Here is a 22,865-nt window from a genome sequence, read left to right as displayed (position 1 = left end):
GCTTGGCATAAATGGTCGTGCATGTATTTCTGCTGCCGTTCTAATATGGCCGCCTGATTCCAACAAGAGAGCCGTCGATGACCGTAGAAATCCGTCCTGCACTGCCCAGCGATGCCCCGCAGATTCTTGCGTTCATCACCGAACTTGCCGATTACGAGCGGGCCCGCCATGAAGTGATCGCCAGCGTCGCCGATATCGAACGCAGCCTGTTCAGCGAGGGGGCCACGGCCCATGGCCTGATCTGCCTGCGCGAAGGCGTGCCGATCGGCTTTGCGGTGTTCTTCTTCAGTTATTCCACTTGGCTGGGCAGCAATTGCCTGTACCTGGAGGACCTTTACATCACTCCGGAACAACGGGGCGGCGGGGCGGGCAAGCAACTGCTGCGACATCTGGCGCAGATCGCCTGTGACAATGATTGCGGGCGCTTCGAATGGAGCGTGCTGGAGTGGAACGAGCCGGCGATCCAGTTCTACAAGTCCCTGGGCGCCCAGCCTCAGGAGGAATGGGTCAAGTACCGCATGGATGGCGAAGTGCTGCGCGCCTTTGCTCGCGGCTGACCTCCGCTGGCTCGTGGAGGAGCCGGCGTGCCGGCGAAGGCGCACGCCATCGGCGCCCCCGGCGACCAGCCATGCTTTGACGGTGTCGAGAATCAGCCTTTCAAGGTTGCCATGTCGATCACGAAGCGGTACTTCACATCACCCTTGATCATGCGCTCATAGGCTTGATTGATCTGGCGGATGTCGAGCATTTCGATATCGCAGGTGATGCCGTGCTCGGCGCAGAAGTCCAGCACTTCCTGGGTCTCGGCAATGCCGCCGATCAGCGAGCCGGCCAGCACCCGGCGGCTCATCACCAGCTTGCCGGCGTGCAGCGCCGGGTCCACCGGTTCGATCAGGCCCACCAGGATATGCACGCCATCGAAGCGCAGGGTGTCGAGGTAGGGGTTGAGGTCGTGGGGCACCGGGATGGTGTCCAGGAGAAAGTCGAAGTGCCCGGCCACCGACTGCATCTGCGCCGCGTCGGTGGATACGATCACATGGTCGGCACCCTGGCGGCGGGCTTCTTCGGCCTTGCTCGCGGAGCGGGTGAACAGGGTCACTTCGGCGCCCAGGGCCTTGGCGAACTTGATGCCCATGTGGCCCAGGCCGCCCATGCCGAGAATCCCTACCTTGTCACCGGGCTTGACCCCGTAATGCTTGAGTGGCGAGTAGGTGGTGATGCCGGCGCAGAGGATTGGCGCGGCGCTGGCCAAGTCGAGTTTCTCCGGAATGCGCACCACAAAGTGCTCGCTGACCACGATGCTGTCGGAGTAGCCGCCCATGGTGTTGCTGCCATCGACCCGGTCCGGGGTGGCGTAGGTCATGGTCGGGCCTTGCAGGCAGTATTGCTCCAGGTCGGCGGCGCAGGCCTCGCAGTGGCGGCAGGAATCCACCATGCAACCAACGCCCACCAGGTCGCCGACCTTGTGCTTGCTGACGTTGGCGCCGACGGCTGTGACCTTGCCGACGATCTCGTGGCCCGGCATCAGCGGGTACACGGCGATGCCCCATTCGTTGCGGGCCTGGTGGATGTCGGAGTGGCAGACGCCGCAGTAGAGGATCTCGATGGCGACGTCGTCCGCACGCGGACTGCGGCGCTGGAAGCTCATGGGGGCGAGGGGAGTGGTGGCCGATTGGGCGGCATAACCGATGGCGGTGTACATGGTGGACCTCGCAAAAGCATTGACGATTGAGGCGTGGCATTCTCGGCGTCGGGCCCTGGGCCAACCATGGCGATTCCTCGGCATGTCATGCCTATTCCTCCGGCATTGGCGGTTTTCACGCGGCATTGGCGTACAGACCTGCGATGATGTTTTCGTCCCTTTTTCCGTGAAGTTTTCCCCATGCTGCTGACCCGCCATCTGGACGCCAACGCCACCCTGGTCTCGCTGATCCAGCCCCTTGCCAGCCGTGACGGTTTCGTTGCCACCGCCTTGCCCGGGGTCCAGGTGCTGCGGGCCAGTTGCGACGTGGCGCGGGGCCCGCAGATCTATGAGCCGAGCCTGATGATCATTGCCCAGGGCAGCAAGCTGGCCTACCTGGGCACGCGAACCCTGGAGTACGGTGCCGGGCATTACCTGATCCAGGCCCTGTCGGTGCCCTTCGAGTGCGAAACCTTCGCCTTGCCCGATGCGCCGCTGCTGGGGGTTTCTATCGCCATCGACCGGGCGGTATTGAGCGAGCTGGTGCTGGCCATGGGCGTCACCGAAGGCCGGGCGGCTTCGGCGCAGACCCTGGAGTCGATGACCTCGGCTGTGCTCGACGACGCCATGCGTGGTTGCGTGGAACGCTTGTTGCGCTGCCTGCACGATCCTCTGGAGTGCAAGGTCATGGGCCCTTCACGGGTGCGTGAGTTGCTCTTTGCCGCTTTGCGCGGGCCCCAGGCCGATGCGTTGCGGGCGCTGGTGGAGCAGCAGGGGCAGTTCGCCCGGGTTGCGGCTTCGCTCAATCACCTGCACGAGCACTACACCGAGCCGTTGAACGTCGAGACCCTGGCCCGCTGCGCCAACATGAGCACCTCGACCTTCCACGAGCATTTCAAGCGCAGCACCCTGCTGTCGCCGGTGCAGTACCTCAAGCGCCTGCGCCTGCTCAAGGCCCAGCAGTTGCTGCTGGGAGAGGGGCTGGGCGTGGCCCAGGTGGCGCATCGGGTGGGGTATCAAAGCACTTCGCAGTTCAGTCGCGAGTACAAGCGCTACTTCGAACGCAACCCGGGCGAAGAACGCGCCGCCTGAAAACACCGCGCCCCTGGTAGGAGCTGGCTTGCCAGCGAATGCGCCCTTGGGCCGGAGCAAGGCTTGGGCGGCTCTTCGCCGGCAAGCCGGCTCCTACAGGTGGCGGTGTCGCTGAATCCCGGGCATGAAAAAGGCCCCCATAAAGGGGGCCTTCTTTTATCGCACCGGCTTACATGTTCGGGTAAGTCGGGCCGCCGGCGCCTTCCGGAGTGACCCAGGTAATGTTCTGGGCCGGGTCCTTGATGTCGCAAGTCTTGCAGTGCACGCAGTTCTGCGCGTTGATCTGGAAGCGCTTCTCGCCATCTTCCTGGGTGATCACCTCATACACGCCGGCCGGGCAGTAACGCTGGGCAGGTTCGTCGTACAGCGGCAGGTTGCGGCTCAGCGGGATGCTCGGGTCGGTCAGCTTCAGGTGGCAAGGCTGTTCTTCTTCATGGTTGGTGCCAGAGATGAACACCGAGCTCAACTTGTCGAAGCTGAGTTTGCCGTCGGGTTTCGGATAGTCGATCTTCACGCAGTCCTTGGCCAGCTTCAGGCAGGCGTAGTCCGGCTTGGTGTCGTGCAGGGTGAACGGCAGTTTGCCGCCGAAGATATTCTGGTCCATCCAGTTGAAGCCCGCGCCGATGATCGGGCCGAACTTGTGCATGGCCGGGCCGAAGTTACGGCTGGCGAACAGCTCTTCATACAGCCAGCTGGCCTTGAACGAATCGACGTAGCTCTTGAGTTCGTCGGCGCCTTCGGAGCCGGCGAACAGCGAGTCGGCTACCGCATCGGCGGCCAGCATGCCGGACTTCATGGCGGTGTGGCTGCCCTTGATCTTGGCGAAGTTCAGGGTGCCCAGGTCGCAGCCGATCAGCGCACCACCCTTGAACACCATCTTGGGCAGCGAGTTCAGGCCGCCCTTGCAGATGGCGCGGGCGCCGTAGCTGACGCGCTTGCCGCCTTCCAGGTACTGCTTGAGCACCGGGTGATGCTTGAGGCGCTGGAACTCGTCGAACGGCGACAGGTAAGTGTTGGCGTAGGACAGGTCGACGATCAGGCCCACTACTACCTGGTTGTTTTCCAGGTGATAGAGGAAGGAGCCGCCAGTGTTCTCGTTGCTCATGATATCCAGCGGCCAGCCGGCGGTGTGCACCACCAGGCCAGGCTGGTGCTTGGCCGGGTCGATTTCCCAGATTTCCTTGAGGCCGATGCCGTAGTGCTGGGCGTCGGCGTCGCTGTCCAGGTTGAACTGCTTGATCAGTTGCTTGCCGATATGGCCACGGCAGCCTTCGGCGAACAGGGTGTATTTGCCGCGCAGTTCCATGCCGGGGGTGTACATGCCCTCTTTCGGCTGGCCTTCACGGTCGACACCCATGTCGCCGGTAAGAATCCCGCGGACTACGCCGTTTTCGTCGATCAGGGCTTCCTGGGCGGCAAAGCCCGGGTAGATTTCCACGCCCAGGTTCTCGGCCTGCTGGGCCAGCCAGCGGCACAGATTGCCCAGGGAAATGATGTAGTTGCCTTCGTTGTGCATGGTCTTGGGCACAAAGAAGTCTGGAACCTTGGTGGAGGTTTCGCCGCTGCGCAGGACATAGATGTCGTCGCGGGTGACCGGGGTATTGAGCGGGGCGCCCAGTTCCTTCCAGTCCGGGAACAATTCATTCAGGGCCCGTGGTTCGAACACGGCACCGGAAAGGATGTGAGCACCGACTTCGGAGCCTTTTTCAACCACGCAGACGCTGATTTCCTTCCCGGCTTCAGCGGCCTTCTGCTTAAGGCGGCAAGCGGCGGACAAGCCTGCGGGGCCGGCACCGACGATGACCACGTCGAATTCCATGTATTCGCGTTCCACTAGGCTATCTCCTACTCAAGGCTCAACGGTTTTTTCTAATTGGAGGTTTGGCGTTGCATCCCCGCTTTCTCCCATCGCGCATGGGGGGAGAAGGGGAGGACGGCCGACCTTTCTCTCTGGGCGGCGCATTATATCTACACCACTCTCAGCGTCCAATACAAACGTTTGTTTGAATTTGCCGCAGCCCAGATAAATCAAAGAAGCGCGGCTTATAAACGGCTATTTTGCCGTATTGACCGGAAAAGGCGTTCCGGTCAAGATACGGTCGGTTTTGCGCTCGCCGTAGGCTGACTGTTGGTTTCAAGAGCACCTCTAAAGACAGGGCAAAGGCAGTAAAGGTGACGCGCGCGCAACTTGAAAGTGCGCAGTCTACACGCCGCGATAATGAATGACTCGTCGGTCACCACTGACGAACGGTCATCACCCCGTGAGCAAGGTCAACCTTTTTGTGCGCCAGCGTTTTTGGAGGTGCCCTTGTGCCGATGAGCATCAACCGCCAGGTTCTCGCCTAGGCGACTTTCTTTTCACCGGAGAGTAACGAGGAATCCATGAAGGTTCTTGTAGCTGTCAAACGAGTGGTCGACTATAACGTCAAGGTTCGCGTCAAAGCGGACAACTCCGGCGTCGACCTCGCCAACGTCAAGATGTCGATGAACCCTTTCTGCGAAATCGCAGTGGAAGAAGCCGTACGCCTGAAAGAGAAAGGTGTAGCGACTGAAATCGTCGTCGTCTCCATCGGTCCTGCTACTGCTCAAGAGCAACTGCGTACCGCCCTGGCACTGGGTGCCGATCGCGCGATCCTCGTCGAGTCCGCTGAAGAGTTGAACTCCCTGGCCGTGGCCAAGCTGCTCAAGGCCGTGGTCGACAAGGAACAGCCACAGCTGGTGATCCTCGGCAAACAGGCCATCGATAGCGACAACAACCAGACCGGCCAGATGCTGGCAGCCCTGAGCGGCTACGCTCAAGGCACCTTCGCCTCCAAGGTCGAAGTGTCCGGCGACAAGGTCAACGTCACCCGTGAAATCGACGGCGGCCTGCAGACCGTTGCGCTGAACCTGCCAGCCATCGTCACCACCGACCTGCGTTTGAACGAGCCGCGCTACGCGTCTCTGCCAAACATCATGAAAGCCAAGAAGAAGCCGCTTGAAACGCTGACTCCTGATGCTTTGGGCGTTTCCACCGCCTCCACCAACAAGACCCTGAAAGTCGAAGCGCCGGCTGCACGCAGCGCGGGCATCAAGGTCAAGTCGGTGGCTGAACTGGTCGAGAAACTGAAAAACGAAGCGAAGGTAATCTGATCATGACTATCTTGGTAATCGCCGAACACGATAACAAGGCGCTGGCTCCGGCCACCCTGAACACCGTTGCCGCCGCCGCCAAAATCGGTGGTGACGTGCATGTACTGGTAGCCGGCCAGGGCGTTGGCGCCGTGGCTGAAGCCGCGGCCAAGATCGCTGGCGTGGCCAAAGTGCTGGTGGCCGACAACGCCGCCTACGCTCACCAACTGCCGGAAAACGTTGCGCCGCTGGTGGCCGAACTGGGCGCTGGCTACAGCCACATCCTGGCAGCCGCTACTTCCAACGGCAAAAACATCCTGCCGCGGGTTGCCGCTCAGCTGGACGTAGACCAGATCTCCGAAATCATCTCGGTAGAAAGCGCTGATACCTTCAAGCGTCCGATCTATGCCGGTAACGCCATCGCTACCGTGCAGTCCTCGGCTGCCGTAAAAGTCATCACCGTGCGTGCCACCGGCTTCGACGCCGTTGCCGCTGAAGGTGGTTCGGCTGCAGTCGAAACCGTGGGCGCCGCTCACGATGCCGGCAAGTCGAGCTTCGTTGGCGAAGAACTGGCCAAGTCCGATCGCCCTGAGCTGACCGCAGCCAAGATCGTCGTTTCCGGCGGCCGCGGCATGCAGAACGGCGACAACTTCAAGCACCTGTATGCCCTGGCCGACAAGCTGGGCGCTGCTGTCGGCGCTTCCCGCGCTGCGGTGGACGCAGGTTTTGTGCCCAACGACATGCAGGTCGGCCAGACCGGCAAGATCGTTGCGCCACAGCTGTACATCGCCGTCGGTATCTCCGGCGCGATCCAGCACCTGGCGGGCATGAAGGACTCCAAAGTGATCGTCGCGATCAACAAGGACGAAGAAGCGCCAATATTCCAGGTAGCCGACTACGGCCTGGTCGCGGACTTGTTCGAAGCCGTACCTGAGTTGGAGAAGCTGGTCTAATCCGGCGTCTTCACTTATAAAGAGCCCGGCCTTTTGGCCGGGTTTTTTTATGTGTGTTTTTTGCCGGGGGAGGGTTTCGCCATGGATCTGCGCCGCATGAGTGGCTGGCCAGTGCTGTTGGGCCTGACGTTGTTGCCATCGTTGTCGATGGCGGCGGGCAAGTGCGAGCGTCTGGTGGTCACTGGCAGCCCCGATGCACCGCCTTACCTGTGGCGTGACCCTCAGGACCCCAAGCACCTGATGGGTGCCAGCGCCGACCTGCTGCAGCAGGTGGCCGGGGAGCTGGGGCTGAAGGTCGAGGTGCTGTATGCCGGCAAGCGCTCCGAGGCGCTGGACGAGGTACGCACCGGGCGCATGGACCTGCTCGCCGATGCACCGCTGACCTTCAATGAGCTGGAATCGCTGGACTACATCCACCCGGCGCTGGTGCAGAACGACTATCTGGTCTGGACCCGCAAGGATTCGACCCTCAGCTATACCCAGCCGGGAGACCTGGCAGGCCATCCCGGCGCCGTGTCGGAAAAGGCCCGACTGACTCAGCCCTTTGTCGCCATGGCCAAGGAGCATCTGCAACTCAAGCGCCTGCCGAATCTGACCCAGGTCTTCCAGACCTTGCTCCTGGGGGAGGTGGACTATGTGCTGGCGCCTCGCTACGCAGGCATGGCCATGGCCCAGACCCTGGGCATGACGGCGGATCTGGCGGCGTTTCCCCAGCCCATCGACAAACCGGGGCTGTTCCTTGCGCTGTCCCATAACTCCGCCTGCAATGACCCATGGTTGCGCGGACAGTTGGCCAAAAAGATGACAGAATTGCCCGCGTCCGGTCTGACGGAGACCTTGCTGCAGCGCAATCTGGAGCGCTGGAAGGCCCAGTTGCAGCAACCCGTCAGCAGCCCAAAACAGTAGGAATCTTGTGTGACTATTCGACCTCTTTTCGCCGCCATGGCTGTTCTCGCCCTGGCGGGTTGTGCAACCGATCCGGCGCCCATCGAGCAGATGCGCCTCACCGCGCAGACGCTGGAGCAGGCCAAGGCCGTGGGGGCTTCTGCCGAGGACATGCCCGAGTTGAAACTGGCCGAAGACAAGTTCTCCCGGGCACAGGGCAACATGCAGGATGAGTCCTACAAGAAAGCGCGGATGCGCGCCGAACAGGCCGAACTGGATGCGCGCCTGGCCGAAGCCAAGGTCCTGACCCGCAAGAGCCAGGAACAGGTGAATGCACTCAATACCCGCATCACTCGCCTGCGCAAGCAACTGGGAGATGCCCAATGAATCTGTCTACCCGGATCATCGGCAGTGCAGTACTCCTGGCATGCGCCGGACTCTATGGCTGCGCTGGCCAGCACAGCGAAGAAGCCCTGCAGCAGGCCAGTAACGACTTCCAGAAGGTCAAGGAAGACTCCAACGTGCTGCGTATCGCGCCCAAGGACGTGATCCGTGCCGGGGAGTCCCTGGCACGTGCCGATCGCCTCTCCACCTATTGGGGCAGCGGTGGCGATGTGGAGCATTACGCCTACCTGAGTCGGCGCTACAGCGAAATCGCCCGTGAGCATACCGAACAGGCACTCAATAACGAGCGTGCGGCCAAGCTCGAGCTGGAGCGCCAGCGCCTGCAACTGGCCCTACGCGAAGCCAAGTTGCTCAGCGTGCAGCAGCAGGGCAAATGGCTGGAAGAACAGATCATCAGCCTGGCCACCACCCAGACCGATCGCGGTCTGGTGATGACTCTGGGGGATGTGCTGTTCGATACCGGCGAAGCGGAACTGAAGAACTCGGCGAACCGCACTGTGCTCAAGGTGGTGCAGTTCCTCCAGTTGAACCCCAAGCGCGTGGTGCGCATCGAGGGTTACACCGACAACACCGGCGAGCGCCAGAGCAATCTGCAGTTGTCCAAGGACCGCGCCCAAGCCGTGGCGGATGTGCTGGTGGACCTGGGCATCGATGAAAAACGCATCCAGGTCGAAGGCTATGGCGACGACTATCCGGTGGAGGCCAATGCTTCTGAGCGGGGAAGGGCGCAGAACCGTCGGGTAGAGATCGTGTTCTCCGACGAAAAAGGCCAGTTGGGCGCTTCTCGCTGAAGCTGCGCCAGTGCCACGGAAAAACCCGACGCCTGGCCCGCGTCGGGTTTTTTTATGCCTGCCAAGAGGTTCACAAAAACCCTACAGTTATGCTTTTCACTGCCCCGTGTCCTCGACTATTGTAGAAACTGTCCCAGTACACTTCTAAACTGTGCCGGTATTGTTTCACACAAGAATAAAACGCCGTGAAATCGAGTGCTGCGCCATGACCAATCTCTTGCTCTATCAACGTATCGCTCAGCAACTGGCTGAGGATATTCGCCGTGGTGTCTACCAGCCGGGGGAGCGCGTACCGTCGGTACGCAAGATGAGCTCGCAGCTCAATGTCAGCCACGCCACGGTACTCCAGGCCTACGCCAACCTCGAAGACCAGGGGCTGATTCGCGCGCGCCCGCAGTCGGGCTACTACGTGCACCAGACGCCGGCGCTGACCGCGCCCACGCCGGATATCGCCCGGGTCGAGCGCCCGGGGCTGGTGACCCGCAGCAGCATCATTCAGCAGGTGCTGGTGGAGTCCCGTCGCGAAGGTGTGTTTCCGTTGGGGGCCGCAGTGCCCAGCGTTGACTATCTGCCAGTGCGGGCGCTGCACCAGCAGTTGGCCAAGGTCACCCGGTTCCACAGCCCCCGGGCATTCAGTTACATGTTCAGCCCGGGCTTCGAGCCACTGCGGCGTCAGGTGGCCATTCGCATGCGCGATGCCGGGGTGGTGGTCGACCCGTCGGAAGTGGTGATCACCCACGGCTGCGTCGATGCCCTGCAGATGTCATTGCGGGTACTGACCCGGCCCGGGGACCTGATTGCTGCGGAGTCGCCGACCTACTACGGCCTGCTGCAACTGGCGGACTTGCTGGGGCTCAAGGTCATCGAGATTCCCAGTGATCCGTCCACCGGCATGAGCCTGGAAGCCCTGCAACTGGCGGCCAACCAATGGTCGATCAAGGCCCTGGTGCTGACCACACGCCTGAGCAATCCCCTGGGCGGCACCATGCCCGAGGAGCGGCAGAAGCAGTTGCTGCGCCTGGCATCGGATTTCGATATCCAGGTGGTCGAGGACGATATCTATGGCGAGTTGATGTTCGAGGTGGGGCGTACCAAGGCCCTCAAGGCCTATGACCGCCTGGATCGGGTGATCTACTGTTCGAGCTTCTCCAAGACCTTGTCTCCCGGCGTGCGCATCGGCTGGATGATTGCCGGCAAGTACCAGCAGGAGATCCAGCGCCTGCAGACCTTCAGCACCCATTCTGCGTGCAGCGTCACCCAGATGGGGGTTGCGGCCTACCTGGAAAACGGCGGTTATGACCGGCATTTACGGTACATCCGCCAGGAATACCGGAAGAATCTCAGCGCCTTTCAGCTGGCGGTGCAGCAGTACTTCCCTGAGGGCACGCAGATCACCCGGCCCAACGGGGGCTTCATTCTCTGGGTCAGCCTGCCGGGGCGGGTCAACACCCAGGAGCTTCATGTGCGAGCCTTGCAGCAGGGCATCAGCATCGCCCCGGGGCTGATCTTCAGCAACACCGAGCAGTTCAACCACTGTGTGCGGCTCAACTGCGGTACGCCCTGGAATCGCGAGGCCGAGCGGGCCCTGATGACTTTGGGAATGCTTGCCAGCCAGTTGTGCCAGGAGGCGGCGGGCGGATTTTAATCAGTGTGGCCCTGTGCTTGTCATGGGGCCTGCAACAAGCGAGCATAGAGGACCTTTTGTCGATCTACCTGTCTTTCATGAAAGCCTTTCTACCTGCCCTCTGGTTAAGTGTCTGTCTGTTGGGAACCACCTTCGTGGCTCCTGTCCAGGCGGCTTCCTCCCAGGACAAGCCGGCTGCCGGGGCGGCCCATGCCACTAAGGCGGCCCCTGCCAAGAAGGCTCCGGCCAGCAAGGCCAAGCCTTCGGCCAGTGCCAGCAAGAGCAAGTCCGCGGCCAAGAAGGCGCCCGCCAAGCCCAAGTCCAAATGGGCCTATCAGGACATCAAGAAGCCGTTGCCCAGCGCCAAGGTGGACTTGAGCCTGCCGCCGGAAATGGTCAAGCACCTGCAGCCGGTGGGCAGTGTGCCGCTACCCAAGCGCGAGCCGCTGCTGCCGCAGATGTTTGGCGAGAAGCCCAAGGAAAGCAGCCCGTTCCAGCTCAACGGCCGCTTGCTCAGCAATGAAATGCAATTGCAGCTGCGCAACGAGGAACGTCGGGATATCGAAGGCGCGGCCCTGGATTTCGAGTTCAAGCAGTAAATTCTTCATCCTCTTCTGTGACGGGTTGGCTCGACACTTTGTCGGAGACTGATCAGTCACGCACGGTTGTGCGTCAAATCCGTTCTTTGAGTAATTTTAAACGGCTGTTTTAGCGGTTACTCTTGGCGGGCGTCATTCAACACTCTGCTTGTCGCAAGGAGCTTTTCCTCATGAACTGCCGTGAAGGTTGTGGCGCCTGCTGCATCGCCCCTTCCATCAGCACCCCGATTCCCGGAATGCCCCAGGGCAAGCCGGCGGGAGAACGTTGCCTGCATCTTTCTGTCGAACACCTGTGCGGGCTGTTCGGCCTGCCGGAGCGGCCGGCGGTGTGTGGGGCGTTCCTGGCGGATCCCGAGGTGTGTGGCGAAAGCCGCGAAGAAGCCATCCGCCTGATTGGCTGGTGGGAACAAGTGACCGCGGCATAGAGTGTTCTCAATGAACGGAACTTCAACAATAAGGAATAAGACAATGGGTTCGCTGCAACGAATGGCTGTGCTCTGTGGTTTAACCGTGCTCTTGTCGGCAACGGCCCACGCCGAAGACTGGCAAACCGCCAAGGATGAAGACGGCATCAAGGTCTCCTTGAGTGAAGTGGCCGGCTCCAAATACAAGGCCTACCGTGGTGTGACCACCATGAAGACCTCCATCGCCAAGCTCCGCGCGCTTCAGGAAGACGTGGCGGGCGCCTGCTCCTGGATCCATGAGTGCAAGACCCAGAAACTGCTCAAGCACGAGGGCGATCAAAGCTGGACCTACACCCAGTTCAACACCCCGTGGCCAGTCACTGCCCGTGATTCGGTATTGCACATCACTACCAGCGAAGCGGCCGACGGCAGCCTGACCCGCAAACTGGAGGGCGTGCCCACCTACATCCCTGAAGAGAAAGGCTTCGTGCGGGTGGCCCAGGTCGAGGGCTACTGGAAGTTCGTACCCAAAGGTGCCGACCAGGTGGAAGTGACCTACCAGGTGCACACCGAGCCGGGTGGCAGCGTGCCGTCCTGGCTGGCCAACAAGTTCGTGGTGGATGCGCCGTTCAACACCCTGAAGGCACTCAAGGCTCGCGCCGAAAAGCCTTGATCGGCTGAGTTTTGCCAGCATTACCAGGGCCGCCTTCGGGCGGCCTTGTCATTGCTGTGTTCCGGCAGCGCGGTGGAACGATTGTCCGTTGCTCAGGGTCGAGATGTTGTCAGCCCACTCATGGGGCTATCGAGGAGGCACTGATGCAAAAGTGGCAAGTCACTTTCGTTGACGATCATGGTGTCCAGTCCGTCGAGCATTTCGACTGCGACCAGCAACCGACGATGGAACGCGCCGCACAACTGGTGCGGGCCAAGTTGTTGCCAGTGAGTGCCGAACTGGACCTGAACGATCTGGACGGGCGCACCGAGGATCCCACCCTCAAGAGCCTGAAAGAGCAGAACAGCATTCAGATTCTCAGTATCACGCCGATCTAGAGAGGGTAGAGCGCGCTTCGCAGCAATTTCTGGCGACGTCCAGAGCAAGGCGCTAATCTGCAAACGAGATCAGCGAATTCTTCGCTAGGCTCTGATCTTGTCAGCTCCATGCTTGTTTCCTGACGACCCGCCCCGGGTCGTGATGCCGGTCCCTTTGGCCGGCGGTTCGGGAAACACGGAAAGTCTATCCATCGGTTTGAGGAGGACGTTTCATGAGCACAGCCGTTCAAGAAGACATCAGCAGCAGTGTGCTGCGCCGCATGAAAGAAGGCGGTTTCGACTTTTCACGATTCCATCCCATCGAGTTCTACGCCATTTTTCCGGATGAGGAGCGGGCACGCAGGGCGGCAGGACATTTTCGCGGTGAATCCTTGAATGCCCAGGTCAGCGTGCGTGACGACGGCGCCTGGTACCTGGAACTGAGCAAGGTGATGTACGCCACCTATGGCGGCATCGGGGATTTTGAACAGGACTTCGAGGCGGTGGTCGAGCCCCTGGGCGGCATCATTGAGGGCTGGGGAGTGAAACAGGAGATCCGTGGACGGCTGGTATAGCCTGCGCTAGATATACCGAGACAGACAATTGGCTGGCCCCTGGGCCGGCCAATTGTGTTTTCAGGGCCCGCACAAGGTAAAAAAAAGCCACCCGAGAGGGTGGCTAAAAGGGAAGACCGGTCAGGAGAGGGAACCGGTCGGGAGAGCCCGGACCCGGTTGTCATCGGCGTCATCAAGGTTGCAGCAGCGACTTCATCAGGCTTGGCGAAGTGTTTGCTCGATGGACGCGATTATCCCCAGCGGCCAGCGGGCAGTGAAATCAACTCTGACTATGCTGGTGATAGCCAAGACCGATGCCAGCCATGGCCGGGGCAGGGGCGGTCCGCATGCATCGGTTATGCGGGCATCGGCCTTGGGCTGCAACGGACTGATTTTGGGGCGCTTGTGCCGAAGGCACAGGGCTGGCGAAGCCCGGGTGTGCAGGTGACAGGGAGTACGGCATGAACCACAGCGCTGTTGATGAAATGCATGGGGCCGACGGCCAGGTTCGCGAGCATTACCGCGAGTTCGCCCGCTGGCTGGCCAATACCCCCGACGAACTCCTGGCCCGCCGCCGTCGCGAGGCCGACCTGCTGTTCCACCGTGCCGGCATCACCTTCACCCTGTACGGCGATGAGCAGGGCACCGAGCGGCTGATTCCCTTCGATACCATTCCCCGCATCATCCCGGCACGGGAATGGCGGATCATCGAACAAGGGTGCATTCAGCGGGTACGGGCGCTGAACCTGTTTCTGGCCGATCTCTACCACCAGCAACGAATCATCCGCGCCGGGATCATTCCCGCCGAGCAGGTCCTTGCCAATCAGCAGTACCAGCTGGCCATGCAGGGCCTGGACCTGCACGGTGATGTCTATGCCCATGTCTGCGGAGTTGATCTGGTACGCGACGGCGACGGCCGCTACTGCGTGCTCGAGGACAACCTGCGCACCCCCAGCGGCGTCAGCTACATGCTCGAAGACCGCAAGATGATGATGCGCCTGTTTCCCGAGCTGTTCGCCGCCCAGCGCATCGCGCCCATCGACCATTACCCGAACCTGTTGCTCGATACCCTGAAAAGCTCCAGCCCCCTGGACAATCCGACGGTGGTGGTACTGACCCCGGGGCGCTTCAACAGCGCATTTTTCGAGCATGCGTTCCTGGCGCGGGAGATGGGGGTGGAGCTGGTGGAAGGTGCCGACCTGTTCGTGCGTGACGACCGGGTGTTCATGCGCACCACCGCCGGCCCGCAGGCGGTGGATGTGATCTACCGTCGCCTCGACGATGCCTTCCTCGACCCCCTGGCGTTCAACCCCGATTCCCTGCTCGGCGTGCCCGGCCTGTTGGCAGCCTACCGCTCGGGCACTGTGGTACTGGCCAACGCCATCGGCACCGGGGTGGCCGATGACAAGTCGGTGTACCCCTATGTCACCGAGATGATCCGTTTCTACCTGGACGAAGAGCCGATTCTGCAGAACGTGCCGACCTGGCAGTGCCGCCGGCCCGCCGAGCTGTCCCATGTGCTGGCCAACTTGGCGCAGCTGGTGGTCAAGGAAACCCAGGGTTCCGGCGGCTACGGCATGCTGGTGGGGCCGGCGGCCACGGCGGCGCAGATCGAGGAGTTCCGCGTACGGATCAAGGCCCGGCCCGAGGCGTACATCGCCCAACCGACCCTGGCGCTGTCCACCTGCCCGACCTTTGTCGAAAGCGGCATCGCCCCGCGGCATATCGATCTGCGGCCCTTTGTCCTTTCTGGTGGTGAAACCCGTGTGGTGCCCGGTGGTCTTACCCGTGTGGCCCTGCGTGAAGGTTCGTTGGTGGTGAATTCCTCACAGGGCGGCGGGACCAAGGACACTTGGGTGGTCGAGGATTAAGGAAGCCTGCCATGTTGAGTCGAACCGCTTCGGACCTGTACTGGATGTCACGCTACCTGGAGCGCGCGGAAAACCTGGCGCGGATGCTCGATGTCAGCTATTCCCTGTCGCTGATGCCCCAGGACGGGCGCGGCGATGGCCTGCACGAGCTGGCCATGCCACTGCTGATCACCGGCACCCTGGAGGATTACCACGCCCGCCACCAGGCCTTGCACGCCGAGCAGCTATTGCAGTTCTTCGCCCTGGACCCGGCCAACCCCGCCAGTATCTACAGTTGCCTGGGATCGGCCCGGGCCTGCGCCCATGCCGTGCGCGGGCGGATCACCGCCGACATGTGGGAAAACGTCAATGCCACCTGGCTGGACATCCACCAGATCGCCAGCCAGGGCCTCAGTGCCTATGGCATGAACCGCTTCTGCGAATGGATCAAGGAGCGCTCCCATCTGTTTCGTGGCGCCTCCTACGGCACCATCATGCGCAACGACGCCTTTCGCTTTATCCGCCTGGGAACCTTCATCGAGCGCGCCGACAACACCCTGCGCCTGCTGGACGCACGCTACGAGATGGCCGGCGACCAGGCCGATGCGGTGTGCGACGGCACCGCCCATGCCTATTACCAGTGGAGTGCGTTGCTGCGGGCCTTGTCTTCCTTCGAGGCCTACACCGAGGTCTATCGCGAGGCGCCCGGTGCCCGGCATGTGGCCGAGCTGCTGTTGTTGCGCGCCGACGTGCCGCGCTCGCTGCGGGCCTGTACCGAGGAGATCGACCAGATCCTCGCCAGCCTGCCCGGCGACAACGGGCGCCCGGCCCAGCGTCTGGCGGCGCAGATGGATGCACGCCTGCGCTACATCGGTATCGATCAGATTCTCGACGAAGGCCTGCACGCCTGGCTGACCGACTTCATCCCCCTGGTGCGCCAGTTGGGCAACGCGATTCACCGCTCTTATCTGGAGGCGGCATGAGACTGTCCGTGAGCCATGAAACCGCCTATCGCTACGCCGATCCGGTAGGCGCCAGCATCCAGTACCTGCGCCTGACACCCCACGACAGCGAGCGCCAGCAAGTGCTCTGCTGGCAGCTGGATCTGCCACGACCGGTGCGTGCGCAGCGGGACCCCTTCGGCAACATCCTGCACGTACTGACCCTGGACGAGCCCCACGAAGCAGTGATCATCGGCGCCCGTGGCCAAGTGGATATCGATGAGCTGCGCGAGGCCGAGCATGAATGCCAGTCGCCCTTGCCGTTCCTGCGTTTCACCAGCCTGACCGAGGCGGATGCTCAACTGCGCGAGTTCGCCGGCCGGCAATGCGCAAGGCGGCGTGATCGCACAGGGTTGATCGACCTGATGCATGGGCTGCACCAGCTCATGGCCTACACGCCTGGGGCAACGGACGTGGCCACCAGCGCGGCGCAGGCTTTCGCCGGGCGCGCCGGGGTCTGCCAGGACCACACCCACGCTTTCCTTGCCTGTGCCCGTAGCCTGGGCGTTCCGGCACGTTTTGTTTCCGGTTATCTGTACCGCGAGGACAGCGGGCAATTACTTGGCCACGCCTGGGCCGAAGCCTGGCTGGAAGGCGCCTGGTACAGCTTCGATGTGACCCACCAGCTGGCGCGGCCCGAGCGCCACCTCAAGCTGGCGGTGGGCCTGGACTACCTGGATGCCTGCCCGGTGCGCGGCATGCGCCGGGGCGCCGCCGGTGAGCAGATGCACGCCAGGGTGCTCCAGCAGTAACACGCGTTTTCGCTAGGCGCCGGCTGCCGGCGAAGGCGCCAGAGGTGGCAAAGGCGATGTCGCAAGGCTCAGGGAACCTGCTTGCGCCCCGCCATGTGCCTGAGATACCCCAGCAGCAGGTCCAGCTCCTGATCCGGCAGCACGTTGTTGTTGAACCCGGGCATCTTCGCCTGGGGCCAGCGCCTCATGCTTTGCGGATCGCGGATATAGCGCTTGAGGAAATCGCCGCTGAAATACTCGGTAGGGCTGTAGGGGATATTCAGGTCCGGACCGAACTGTGAATCGCCGGCACCGTTGAGCCGGTGGCAGGCCAGGCAGTTTTTCTGGAACAGGGCAAAGCCCTGGTTGATCGGATCAGTGGCCGCCAACTGCGGATCCGGAAGCAGGGTCGGGAAGCGCTGCGCCACTGGCTCCAGGCGCTGGATGCGCGCCACCTGGAACGGCCATTGCTCCGGGCTGATATGCCCGGCGGCAGGGTCGGTCCACACCAGATAGAAAGGCCCGGCGCTGGGTTTGTCGGCAGCCAGCGCAGGCCAGGGCCGGCTCGGGTCCTCCACGGCCAGCCAGGCCTGGGCGCCCTGGCGTTCAAGCAGCGGCGCGGCGCTGAGCTCCGCGGCAAAGCCGTCCAGGGCCACGGCTTGAAGATGGTCTTCGGCCTTCAGGCCCTTGAGCAGGGTCGCCATGGGCACGGCGCGGTACTGCATGTCGCGCTTGTAGGACACATCGTCCTTGATGGTAATGGTCTGGGCCTGGGGGTGCCTTAGCAGTTCCTCGGTCTGCCAGGTGTGGCTGGCGGAGCCCAGGTCGATCAGCAGTTGCGCGGCGTGCAGCGGGCTGCTCAGCAGCAGGGCAGCGCCAAGGAGGAATACTTTCAATTGATGGCCGTCGGGTCGTCGTCAGTGGGTTCGTCGCCGGGAAGCACGTCGTCCGGTCGCGACACATGGTCGAACAGGGCGTCCCGGAGCTCTTCGTAGTTGCCGCCGTTCACGATACCGAAATAGCCGTGCTTGACCAGCGTGTCTTCGGCTTCAAGGGCGTGCTGGTTGGTGTCGCTGTAGATCACCACGGTGGCGTTGGGGTCCAGCACCACTTTGCGCAACTGGTAGGCCAGGCCCTCGGCGCTGATGCCGGTGCCGTCCTCCAGTTCGAGATTGACCTGCAGCGAGTTGTGCACATTGCCGGCGGCAAAGTCGCTCTCGTTGCGCAGATCGAGGATCAACGCCCCATCATTGATTTCGTCCACCGCGCGGTTGACGTCGATGATTCCGGCGTGAGCGTGAAAGGCGCTCAGGAGTGTGGCGAGTGCAATCCAATGGCGCATGAGTCTTCCCCTTGGTGTTCCTCAGGAAGACTGGCACACAAGTCCGTGCCCCGGTAGGAACCGGGGCCAATTTTCCGTCTCGTTGATCGAGCAGCCACAGATCAGCCGATCACTTTGGTGAGATTCGGCAAGATCAACAGCAGTGTGGTTGCGAAAAGAATGAGCCCCGCCTGACGTACTTTCGAATGCTTGAACATGGCTGAATGCCTTTTGTTGTTATTCCTGAGCGTCAATGCATGCCGGTGGGTGAACTCCATTACGAGTCACTATGAACCGGCTATGTGTCCTTTTTCTTACTTGCCCCAGTGCAGAATCCGTCTGGAACTTCCTACAGTTTCTACCTTAGGGGCCTTGAATCCTCTGGCTTAGATCCAATTCATATGAATTTATATTTCTGATTTATTAAAAGGCTATATATCGGCCCGGGCGTGCCTTGGCCGCCCTCTGGCTAGACAGCTCGCGACCCTTCATCGGCAGAGCCCTTAGCTGCCTACCGTTCGTCTGAGCGTCGGCGTCAAGGCGGCTGAGCGCATCGGTCATTGAATCCGACGCTGCCGCGCCTAAGGTGGGAGCTCGACATTTTCCCCTGCACAGCGGTTCGAGGACTTCATGACCCAAGCTTTGATATTTGATGCGTTACGCACGCCCCGCGGCAAAGGCAAGGCCGATGGCGCCCTGCACAGCGTGAAACCGGTGAACCTGACCGCGGGCCTGTTGCGCGCCCTGCAGCAGCGCTGCGAGCTGGACACCAGCCAGGTGGACGACGTGGTCCTGGGCTGTGTGACGCCCATCGGTGATCAGGGCGCCGATATCGCCAAGACCGCGGTCCAGGCTGCGGATTGGGATGTAAGCGTGGCCGGGGTGCAGATCAATCGCTTCTGCGCTTCCGGGTTGGAGGCAGTCAACCTGGGGGCGATGAAGGTGCGTTCCGGGTTCGAGGAACTGGTGGTGGTTGGCGGCGTCGAGTCCATGTCGCGGGTGCCCATGGGCAGCGACGGCGGGGCCTGGGTGCTGGACCCGGAGACCAACCTGCACAGCCATTTCACCCCCCAGGGGATTGGCGCCGACCTGATCGCGACCCTGGAAGGCTTCTCCCGGGAGGACGTCGACCGCTTTGCCCTGCACTCCCAGCAGAAGGCCGCCCGCGCCCGGGCTGGCGGGGCCTTTGCCAAATCCCTGGTGCCGGTGCAGGACCAGAACGGCATCGTGCTGCTGGACCATGACGAGTTCATTCGCGCCGATTCGACCCTGGAGGGCCTGGGCAAGCTCAAGCCGAGTTTCGAGATGATGGGGCAGATGGGCTTCGATGCCACGGCGCTACGGGTCTACAGCCATGTGGAGCGGATCGACCATGTGCACACCCCCGGCAACAGCTCGGGCATCGTCGACGGCGCGGCGCTGATGCTGATCGGCTCCGAAGCCAAGGGCCGCGAGCTGGGGCTCAAGCCCCGGGCGCGGATCGTGGCCACGGCGGTCACCAGCACCGACCCCACCATCATGCTCACCGGCCCGGCGCCGGCCACCCGCAAGGCCCTGGCCAAGGCCGGGCTGCGGGTCGAGGACATCGACCTGTTCGAAGTCAATGAAGCCTTCGCCTCGGTGGTGCTCAAGTTCATCAAGGACATGGCCATCGACCCGGCCAAGGTCAATGTCAACGGCGGCTCCATCGCCATGGGCCACCCGCTGGGGGCCACCGGCTGCGCGATCCTCGGCACCTTGCTCGATGAGCTGGAAACCCGGCGCCAGCGCTATGGCCTGGCGACCCTCTGTGTCGGCGGCGGCATGGGTATCGCCACCATCATCGAACGCCTCTGAGCCCCGACTTCAAGGAATCCCTTTCATGACCGATGCCATCCGTTACGAAAAAGGCCAGGACCAGATCGTCGTCCTGACCATCGATATGCCGGGCCAGAGCGCCAACACCATGAATGCCCTGTACCGCGACGCCATGGCCGGTGCCGTAGCGCGCTTGCAGGCCGAGCAGGAATCGATTGCCGGGGTGATCATCACCTCGGCGAAAAAGACCTTCTTCGCCGGCGGTGACCTCAATGAGCTGATCAAGGTCGGCAGGCCTGAGGCCAAGGCTTTCTACGACATGGTGCTGGCCCTCAAGGGCCAGCTGCGAGCCCTGGAAACCCTGGGCAAGCCGGTGGTCGCTGCAATCAATGGCGCGGCCCTGGGCGGCGGCTGGGAAATCTGCCTGGCCTGCCATCATCGCGTTGCACTGGACGATAAATCGGTACAGGTCGGCCTGCCGGAAGTCACCCTGGGCCTGTTGCCCGGCGGCGGCGGGGTAGTGCGCATGGTGCGCATGCTGGGCCTGGAAAAGGCTCTGCCCTATCTGCTGGAAGGCAAGAAAGTGCGCCCGCAGCAGGCGTTGCAAGCAGGCCTGATCGATGCCCTGGCGACGGACCGCGACGACCTGCTGGCCAAGGCTCGGGCCTGGATCCTCGCCAACCCGGGCGCGCAGCAGCCCTGGGATGTGCGCGGCTACCAGATCCCTGGTGGCACGCCGTCGAACCCGAAGGTTGCGCAGATGCTGGCCATCGCCCCATCGATTCTGCGGACCAAGACCCAGGGTTGCTTCCCCGCGCCGGAAAAGATCCTCTGCGCTGCCGTCGAAGGCGCCCAGGTGGATTTCGACACCGCGCAACTGATCGAGACCCGTTACTTCACCGAGCTGACCACAGGCCAGGTGGCGAAGAACATGATCGGCACCTTCTGGTTCCAGCTCAACCAGATCAATGCCGGCAGCTCACGGCCACAGGGCGTGCCGCCGCAGGTCACGAAAAAACTCGGGGTGCTTGGCGCCGGCATGATGGGCGCGGGCATTGCCTATGTCAGTGCGGTGGCGGGTATCGAGGTGGTGCTCAAGGACATCAGCTCCGAGGCGGCCGAGAAGGGCAAGGCCCACTCGGCGGCGCTGCTGGAGAAAAAGGTGGCTCGCGGGCAGTTGAGCCGCGAGCAGCGGGACGCCACCCTGGCGCGGATCCGCACCACCGCCGAGGATGCCGACCTGGCCGGTTGCGACCTGATCATCGAGGCGGTGTTCGAGGATCGCGAGCTCAAGGCCAAGGTCTCCCGGGCTGCGCAGCAGGTGGTCGGCGGTGACGCGGTGATCGCCTCCAACACTTCGACCCTGCCCATCACGGGCCTGGCTACGGCAGTGCCGAACCCGGACAAGTTCATCGGCCTGCATTTCTTCAGCCCGGTGGAAAAAATGCCCCTGGTGGAAATCATCAAGGGGGCGAAAACCAGCGATGAAACCCTGGCCCGCGGCTTCGACTTTGTCTTGCAGATCAAGAAGACCCCGATCGTGGTCAATGACAGCCGTGGCTTCTTCACCTCCCGGGTGTTCGGCACTTTCACCAACGAAGGCATCGCCATGCTCGGCGAGGGCATCGCGGCGCCGATGATCGAGACCGAAGCGCGCAAGGCCGGGATGCCGGTGGGGCCGCTGGCGATTTCCGACGAGGTTTCCCTGAGCCTGATGAGCCATATCCGCCAGCAGACTGCCAAGGACCTGCAGGCCGAGGGCAAGCCGGCCATCGAACATCCGGCATTTGCCGTGATCGACCTGCTGCTCAACGAATACAAGCGCCCGGGCAAGGCGGCCGGTGGCGGTTTCTACGATTATCCGGCCGGTGCCCAGAAGCATTTGTGGCCGCAGTTGCGCACGCGCTTCTACAAGGCCGATGGGCAGATCTCGCCCCAGGATGTGCGGGATCGCCTGCTGTTCGTCCAGGCCATCGAGACCGTGCGTTGTGTGGAGGAGGGAGTGTTGCACTCCACGGCGGACGCCAACATCGGCTCGATCTTCGGCATCGGCTTTGCCGCCTGGAGCGGGGGCGCCCTGCAGTTCATCAATCAGTACGGGGTGCAGGATTTCGTCGCCCGTGCGCAGTACCTGGCCGAGCAATATGGCGAACGTTTCCGGCCGCCGACGCTGCTTCTGGAAAAGGCTCGCCTGGGCCAGTTGTTCTGACGCCGACAGGCGCTCAATGAGCTGATCCGGGGCTTGCCTTGCCGTGGTATTTCAAGGCAGGCTCTGGACTGTTCATTATTGCCATCGCCTTGTCAGGAATTTTTTATGTCGCTACGCATCTGCATTCTTGAAACCGATATCCTGCGTCCCGAACTGGTCGATCAATATCAGGGTTACGGGCAGATGTTCCAGCGCCTGTTTTCCCAGCAGCCCATCGCTGCCCAATTCAGCGTCTACAACGTGGTCCAGGGGGAGTACCCCAGCGATGACCTGGAATTCGACGCCTATCTGGTGACAGGCAGCAAGGCCGATTCGTTCGGCACCGATCCCTGGATCCAGACCCTCAAGACCTACCTGCTGGGGCGCTACGAGCGTGGCGACAAGCTGTTGGGCATCTGCTTCGGCCATCAGTTGCTGGCATTGCTGCTGGGGGGCAAGAGCGAGCGCGCGAGCCAGGGCTGGGGTGTCGGTACCCACAGCTACAAGCTGGCGGCCAAGGCGCCGTGGATGAGCCCGGTGGTGGAGGAGCTGACGCTACTGATCAGCCATCAGGACCAGGTTACTGCCTTGCCGGAGAACGCCACGGTGATCGCCTCCAGCGATTTCTGCCCGTTCGCGGCCTACCATATCAATGATCAGGTGCTGTGCTTCCAGGGCCACCCCGAGTTCATCCACGACTATTCTCGCGCCTTGCTGGACCTGCGCCAGGAGTTTCTCGGCGAGCAGATCTACCAGAAGGGCGTGGCCAGCCTTGAGCACGACCATCACGGCACCACTGTGGCGGAGTGGATGATGCGTTTCGTCGCTCACAAGCCCGAGGCTGCCTGA

Annotated in this window: 23 protein-coding genes; 19 read left to right on the top strand and 4 right to left on the bottom strand. The window is 62.2% G+C overall.

Translation table 11 applies throughout. The features are described from left to right. Positions 1-77 precede the first annotated feature (77 nt). Complete coding sequence (locus AC1RMG_RS27895; protein WP_011060136.1) at positions 78-557, top strand: GNAT family N-acetyltransferase; 480 nt, start codon at positions 78-80, stop codon at positions 555-557. Positions 558-649: 92 nt separating this feature from the next. Here the strand turns inward: AC1RMG_RS27895 and AC1RMG_RS27890 are convergent, their stop codons facing one another. Continuing rightward, positions 650-1,702: an NAD(P)-dependent alcohol dehydrogenase gene (locus AC1RMG_RS27890; protein ID WP_011060137.1), complete on the bottom strand. Its 1,053-nt coding sequence runs from the start codon at positions 1,700-1,702 to the stop codon at positions 650-652. A 180-nt stretch (positions 1,703-1,882) separates the two neighbouring features. Between AC1RMG_RS27890 and AC1RMG_RS27885 the strand changes: the two genes are divergently transcribed. Further along, a complete protein-coding gene (locus AC1RMG_RS27885; protein ID WP_011060138.1) occupies positions 1,883-2,773 on the top strand; it encodes an AraC family transcriptional regulator in 891 nt (296 codons plus the stop codon). Between the two features lie 169 nt (positions 2,774-2,942). Here the strand turns inward: AC1RMG_RS27885 and AC1RMG_RS27880 are convergent, their stop codons facing one another. Next, entirely contained in the window at positions 2,943-4,607 is a 1,665-nt protein-coding gene (locus AC1RMG_RS27880; protein WP_011060139.1) for an electron transfer flavoprotein-ubiquinone oxidoreductase, read from the bottom strand. A gap of 548 nt (positions 4,608-5,155) precedes the next feature. On the opposite strand from AC1RMG_RS27880, the gene AC1RMG_RS27875 reads away from it, so the two are divergent. The 14 genes from AC1RMG_RS27875 (at position 5,156) to AC1RMG_RS27810 (ending at position 16,731) form a co-directional block, all read left to right on the top strand. Then, positions 5,156-5,905, top strand: a complete 750-nt coding sequence (locus AC1RMG_RS27875) for an electron transfer flavoprotein subunit beta/FixA family protein (RefSeq protein ID WP_015634720.1) — start codon at positions 5,156-5,158, stop codon at positions 5,903-5,905. Positions 5,906-5,907: 2 nt separating this feature from the next. After that, positions 5,908-6,837, top strand: coding sequence for an electron transfer flavoprotein subunit alpha/FixB family protein (locus tag AC1RMG_RS27870; RefSeq protein ID WP_011060141.1), 930 nt, complete (start codon positions 5,908-5,910; stop codon positions 6,835-6,837). An 81-nt stretch (positions 6,838-6,918) separates the two neighbouring features. After that, positions 6,919-7,743 (top strand): substrate-binding periplasmic protein, encoded by an 825-nt coding sequence (locus AC1RMG_RS27865; RefSeq protein WP_053157134.1) that lies wholly within the window; start codon positions 6,919-6,921, stop codon positions 7,741-7,743. Between the two features lie 9 nt (positions 7,744-7,752). Continuing rightward, positions 7,753-8,109: a DUF4398 domain-containing protein gene (locus tag AC1RMG_RS27860; RefSeq protein WP_011060143.1), complete on the top strand. Its 357-nt coding sequence runs from the start codon at positions 7,753-7,755 to the stop codon at positions 8,107-8,109. Further along, on the top strand, positions 8,106-8,918 hold the full coding sequence (locus AC1RMG_RS27855) for an OmpA family protein (RefSeq protein ID WP_011060144.1): 813 nt from the start codon (positions 8,106-8,108) through the stop codon (positions 8,916-8,918). Before AC1RMG_RS27860 ends, AC1RMG_RS27855 begins: the two co-directional genes overlap by 4 nt. Positions 8,919-9,123: 205 nt before the next feature. Then, on the top strand, positions 9,124-10,563 hold the full coding sequence (locus AC1RMG_RS27850; RefSeq protein ID WP_011060145.1) for an aminotransferase-like domain-containing protein: 1,440 nt from the start codon (positions 9,124-9,126) through the stop codon (positions 10,561-10,563). A 77-nt stretch (positions 10,564-10,640) separates the two neighbouring features. Continuing rightward, positions 10,641-11,141 (top strand): translation initiation factor 2, encoded by a 501-nt coding sequence (locus tag AC1RMG_RS27845; protein ID WP_174824061.1) that lies wholly within the window; start codon positions 10,641-10,643, stop codon positions 11,139-11,141. Positions 11,142-11,311: 170 nt separating this feature from the next. Beyond that, positions 11,312-11,566 carry a YkgJ family cysteine cluster protein gene (locus AC1RMG_RS27840; RefSeq protein WP_011060147.1) on the top strand — a complete coding sequence of 85 codons (255 nt, stop codon included), beginning with the start codon at positions 11,312-11,314 and terminating at the stop codon, positions 11,564-11,566. A 43-nt stretch (positions 11,567-11,609) separates the two neighbouring features. After that, positions 11,610-12,218 carry an START domain-containing protein gene (locus AC1RMG_RS27835; protein WP_011060148.1) on the top strand — a complete coding sequence of 203 codons (609 nt, stop codon included), beginning with the start codon at positions 11,610-11,612 and terminating at the stop codon, positions 12,216-12,218. Positions 12,219-12,361: 143 nt separating this feature from the next. Continuing rightward, positions 12,362-12,595 (top strand): hypothetical protein, encoded by a 234-nt coding sequence (locus tag AC1RMG_RS27830; protein WP_015634724.1) that lies wholly within the window; start codon positions 12,362-12,364, stop codon positions 12,593-12,595. 212 nt (positions 12,596-12,807) lie between these two features. Continuing rightward, the gene (locus AC1RMG_RS27825) at positions 12,808-13,149 is read left to right on the top strand and encodes a ribonuclease E inhibitor RraB (RefSeq protein ID WP_011060150.1); all 342 of its coding nucleotides are present in this window, start codon (positions 12,808-12,810) and stop codon (positions 13,147-13,149) included. A 440-nt stretch (positions 13,150-13,589) separates the two neighbouring features. Beyond that, complete coding sequence (locus AC1RMG_RS27820; protein WP_011060151.1) at positions 13,590-14,999, top strand: circularly permuted type 2 ATP-grasp protein; 1,410 nt, start codon at positions 13,590-13,592, stop codon at positions 14,997-14,999. A gap of 11 nt (positions 15,000-15,010) precedes the next feature. Further along, positions 15,011-15,961 (top strand): alpha-E domain-containing protein, encoded by a 951-nt coding sequence (locus AC1RMG_RS27815; RefSeq protein ID WP_011060152.1) that lies wholly within the window; start codon positions 15,011-15,013, stop codon positions 15,959-15,961. Then, positions 15,958-16,731 (top strand): transglutaminase family protein, encoded by a 774-nt coding sequence (locus tag AC1RMG_RS27810; protein ID WP_103289734.1) that lies wholly within the window; start codon positions 15,958-15,960, stop codon positions 16,729-16,731. Before AC1RMG_RS27815 ends, AC1RMG_RS27810 begins: the two co-directional genes overlap by 4 nt. 68 nt (positions 16,732-16,799) lie before the next feature. On the opposite strand, the gene AC1RMG_RS27805 is transcribed toward AC1RMG_RS27810, so the two are convergent. Together AC1RMG_RS27805 and AC1RMG_RS27800 are read right to left on the bottom strand one after the other, a co-directional pair. Next, positions 16,800-17,606, bottom strand: coding sequence for a c-type cytochrome (locus AC1RMG_RS27805; RefSeq protein WP_065363428.1), 807 nt, complete (start codon positions 17,604-17,606; stop codon positions 16,800-16,802). Next, on the bottom strand, positions 17,603-18,052 hold the full coding sequence (locus tag AC1RMG_RS27800) for a rhodanese-like domain-containing protein (RefSeq protein ID WP_011060155.1): 450 nt from the start codon (positions 18,050-18,052) through the stop codon (positions 17,603-17,605). The genes AC1RMG_RS27805 and AC1RMG_RS27800 overlap by 4 nt, the downstream gene beginning before the upstream one ends. A 609-nt stretch (positions 18,053-18,661) precedes the next feature. Here AC1RMG_RS27800 and AC1RMG_RS27795 point away from each other — a divergent pair. The 3 genes from AC1RMG_RS27795 (at position 18,662) to AC1RMG_RS27785 (ending at position 22,865) form a co-directional block, all read left to right on the top strand. Beyond that, on the top strand, positions 18,662-19,867 hold the full coding sequence (locus tag AC1RMG_RS27795) for an acetyl-CoA C-acetyltransferase (protein WP_015634728.1): 1,206 nt from the start codon (positions 18,662-18,664) through the stop codon (positions 19,865-19,867). 25 nt (positions 19,868-19,892) lie between these two features. Then, a complete protein-coding gene (locus AC1RMG_RS27790; protein WP_493170766.1) occupies positions 19,893-22,037 on the top strand; it encodes a 3-hydroxyacyl-CoA dehydrogenase NAD-binding domain-containing protein in 2,145 nt (714 codons plus the stop codon). Between the two features lie 105 nt (positions 22,038-22,142). Then, positions 22,143-22,865 carry an amidotransferase gene (locus AC1RMG_RS27785; protein WP_015634730.1) on the top strand — a complete coding sequence of 241 codons (723 nt, stop codon included), beginning with the start codon at positions 22,143-22,145 and terminating at the stop codon, positions 22,863-22,865.

Source organism: Pseudomonas sp. GW822-FHT04H02 (assembly GCF_058800645.1).
The sequence above is the reverse complement of the archived record's forward strand: the minus strand, read 5'-3'. Positions and strand labels throughout refer to the sequence as shown.

Coding starts and splice junctions, on each gene's coding strand:
- AC1RMG_RS27850 (WP_011060145.1), top strand. CDS start 9,124: ATGACCAATCTCTTGCTCTATCAACGTATCGCTCAGCAACTGGCTGAG.
- AC1RMG_RS27890 (WP_011060137.1), bottom strand. CDS start 1,702: ATGTACACCGCCATCGGTTATGCCGCCCAATCGGCCACCACTCCCCTC.
- AC1RMG_RS27815 (WP_011060152.1), top strand. CDS start 15,011: ATGTTGAGTCGAACCGCTTCGGACCTGTACTGGATGTCACGCTACCTG.
- AC1RMG_RS27820 (WP_011060151.1), top strand. CDS start 13,590: ATGAACCACAGCGCTGTTGATGAAATGCATGGGGCCGACGGCCAGGTT.
- AC1RMG_RS27885 (WP_011060138.1), top strand. CDS start 1,883: ATGCTGCTGACCCGCCATCTGGACGCCAACGCCACCCTGGTCTCGCTG.
- AC1RMG_RS27790 (WP_493170766.1), top strand. CDS start 19,893: ATGACCGATGCCATCCGTTACGAAAAAGGCCAGGACCAGATCGTCGTC.
- AC1RMG_RS27810 (WP_103289734.1), top strand. CDS start 15,958: ATGAGACTGTCCGTGAGCCATGAAACCGCCTATCGCTACGCCGATCCG.
- AC1RMG_RS27855 (WP_011060144.1), top strand. CDS start 8,106: ATGAATCTGTCTACCCGGATCATCGGCAGTGCAGTACTCCTGGCATGC.
- AC1RMG_RS27870 (WP_011060141.1), top strand. CDS start 5,908: ATGACTATCTTGGTAATCGCCGAACACGATAACAAGGCGCTGGCTCCG.
- AC1RMG_RS27840 (WP_011060147.1), top strand. CDS start 11,312: ATGAACTGCCGTGAAGGTTGTGGCGCCTGCTGCATCGCCCCTTCCATC.
- AC1RMG_RS27800 (WP_011060155.1), bottom strand. CDS start 18,052: ATGCGCCATTGGATTGCACTCGCCACACTCCTGAGCGCCTTTCACGCT.
- AC1RMG_RS27825 (WP_011060150.1), top strand. CDS start 12,808: ATGAGCACAGCCGTTCAAGAAGACATCAGCAGCAGTGTGCTGCGCCGC.
- AC1RMG_RS27875 (WP_015634720.1), top strand. CDS start 5,156: ATGAAGGTTCTTGTAGCTGTCAAACGAGTGGTCGACTATAACGTCAAG.
- AC1RMG_RS27895 (WP_011060136.1), top strand. CDS start 78: ATGACCGTAGAAATCCGTCCTGCACTGCCCAGCGATGCCCCGCAGATT.
- AC1RMG_RS27835 (WP_011060148.1), top strand. CDS start 11,610: ATGGGTTCGCTGCAACGAATGGCTGTGCTCTGTGGTTTAACCGTGCTC.
- AC1RMG_RS27830 (WP_015634724.1), top strand. CDS start 12,362: ATGCAAAAGTGGCAAGTCACTTTCGTTGACGATCATGGTGTCCAGTCC.
- AC1RMG_RS27845 (WP_174824061.1), top strand. CDS start 10,641: ATGAAAGCCTTTCTACCTGCCCTCTGGTTAAGTGTCTGTCTGTTGGGA.
- AC1RMG_RS27785 (WP_015634730.1), top strand. CDS start 22,143: ATGTCGCTACGCATCTGCATTCTTGAAACCGATATCCTGCGTCCCGAA.
- AC1RMG_RS27795 (WP_015634728.1), top strand. CDS start 18,662: ATGACCCAAGCTTTGATATTTGATGCGTTACGCACGCCCCGCGGCAAA.
- AC1RMG_RS27865 (WP_053157134.1), top strand. CDS start 6,919: ATGGATCTGCGCCGCATGAGTGGCTGGCCAGTGCTGTTGGGCCTGACG.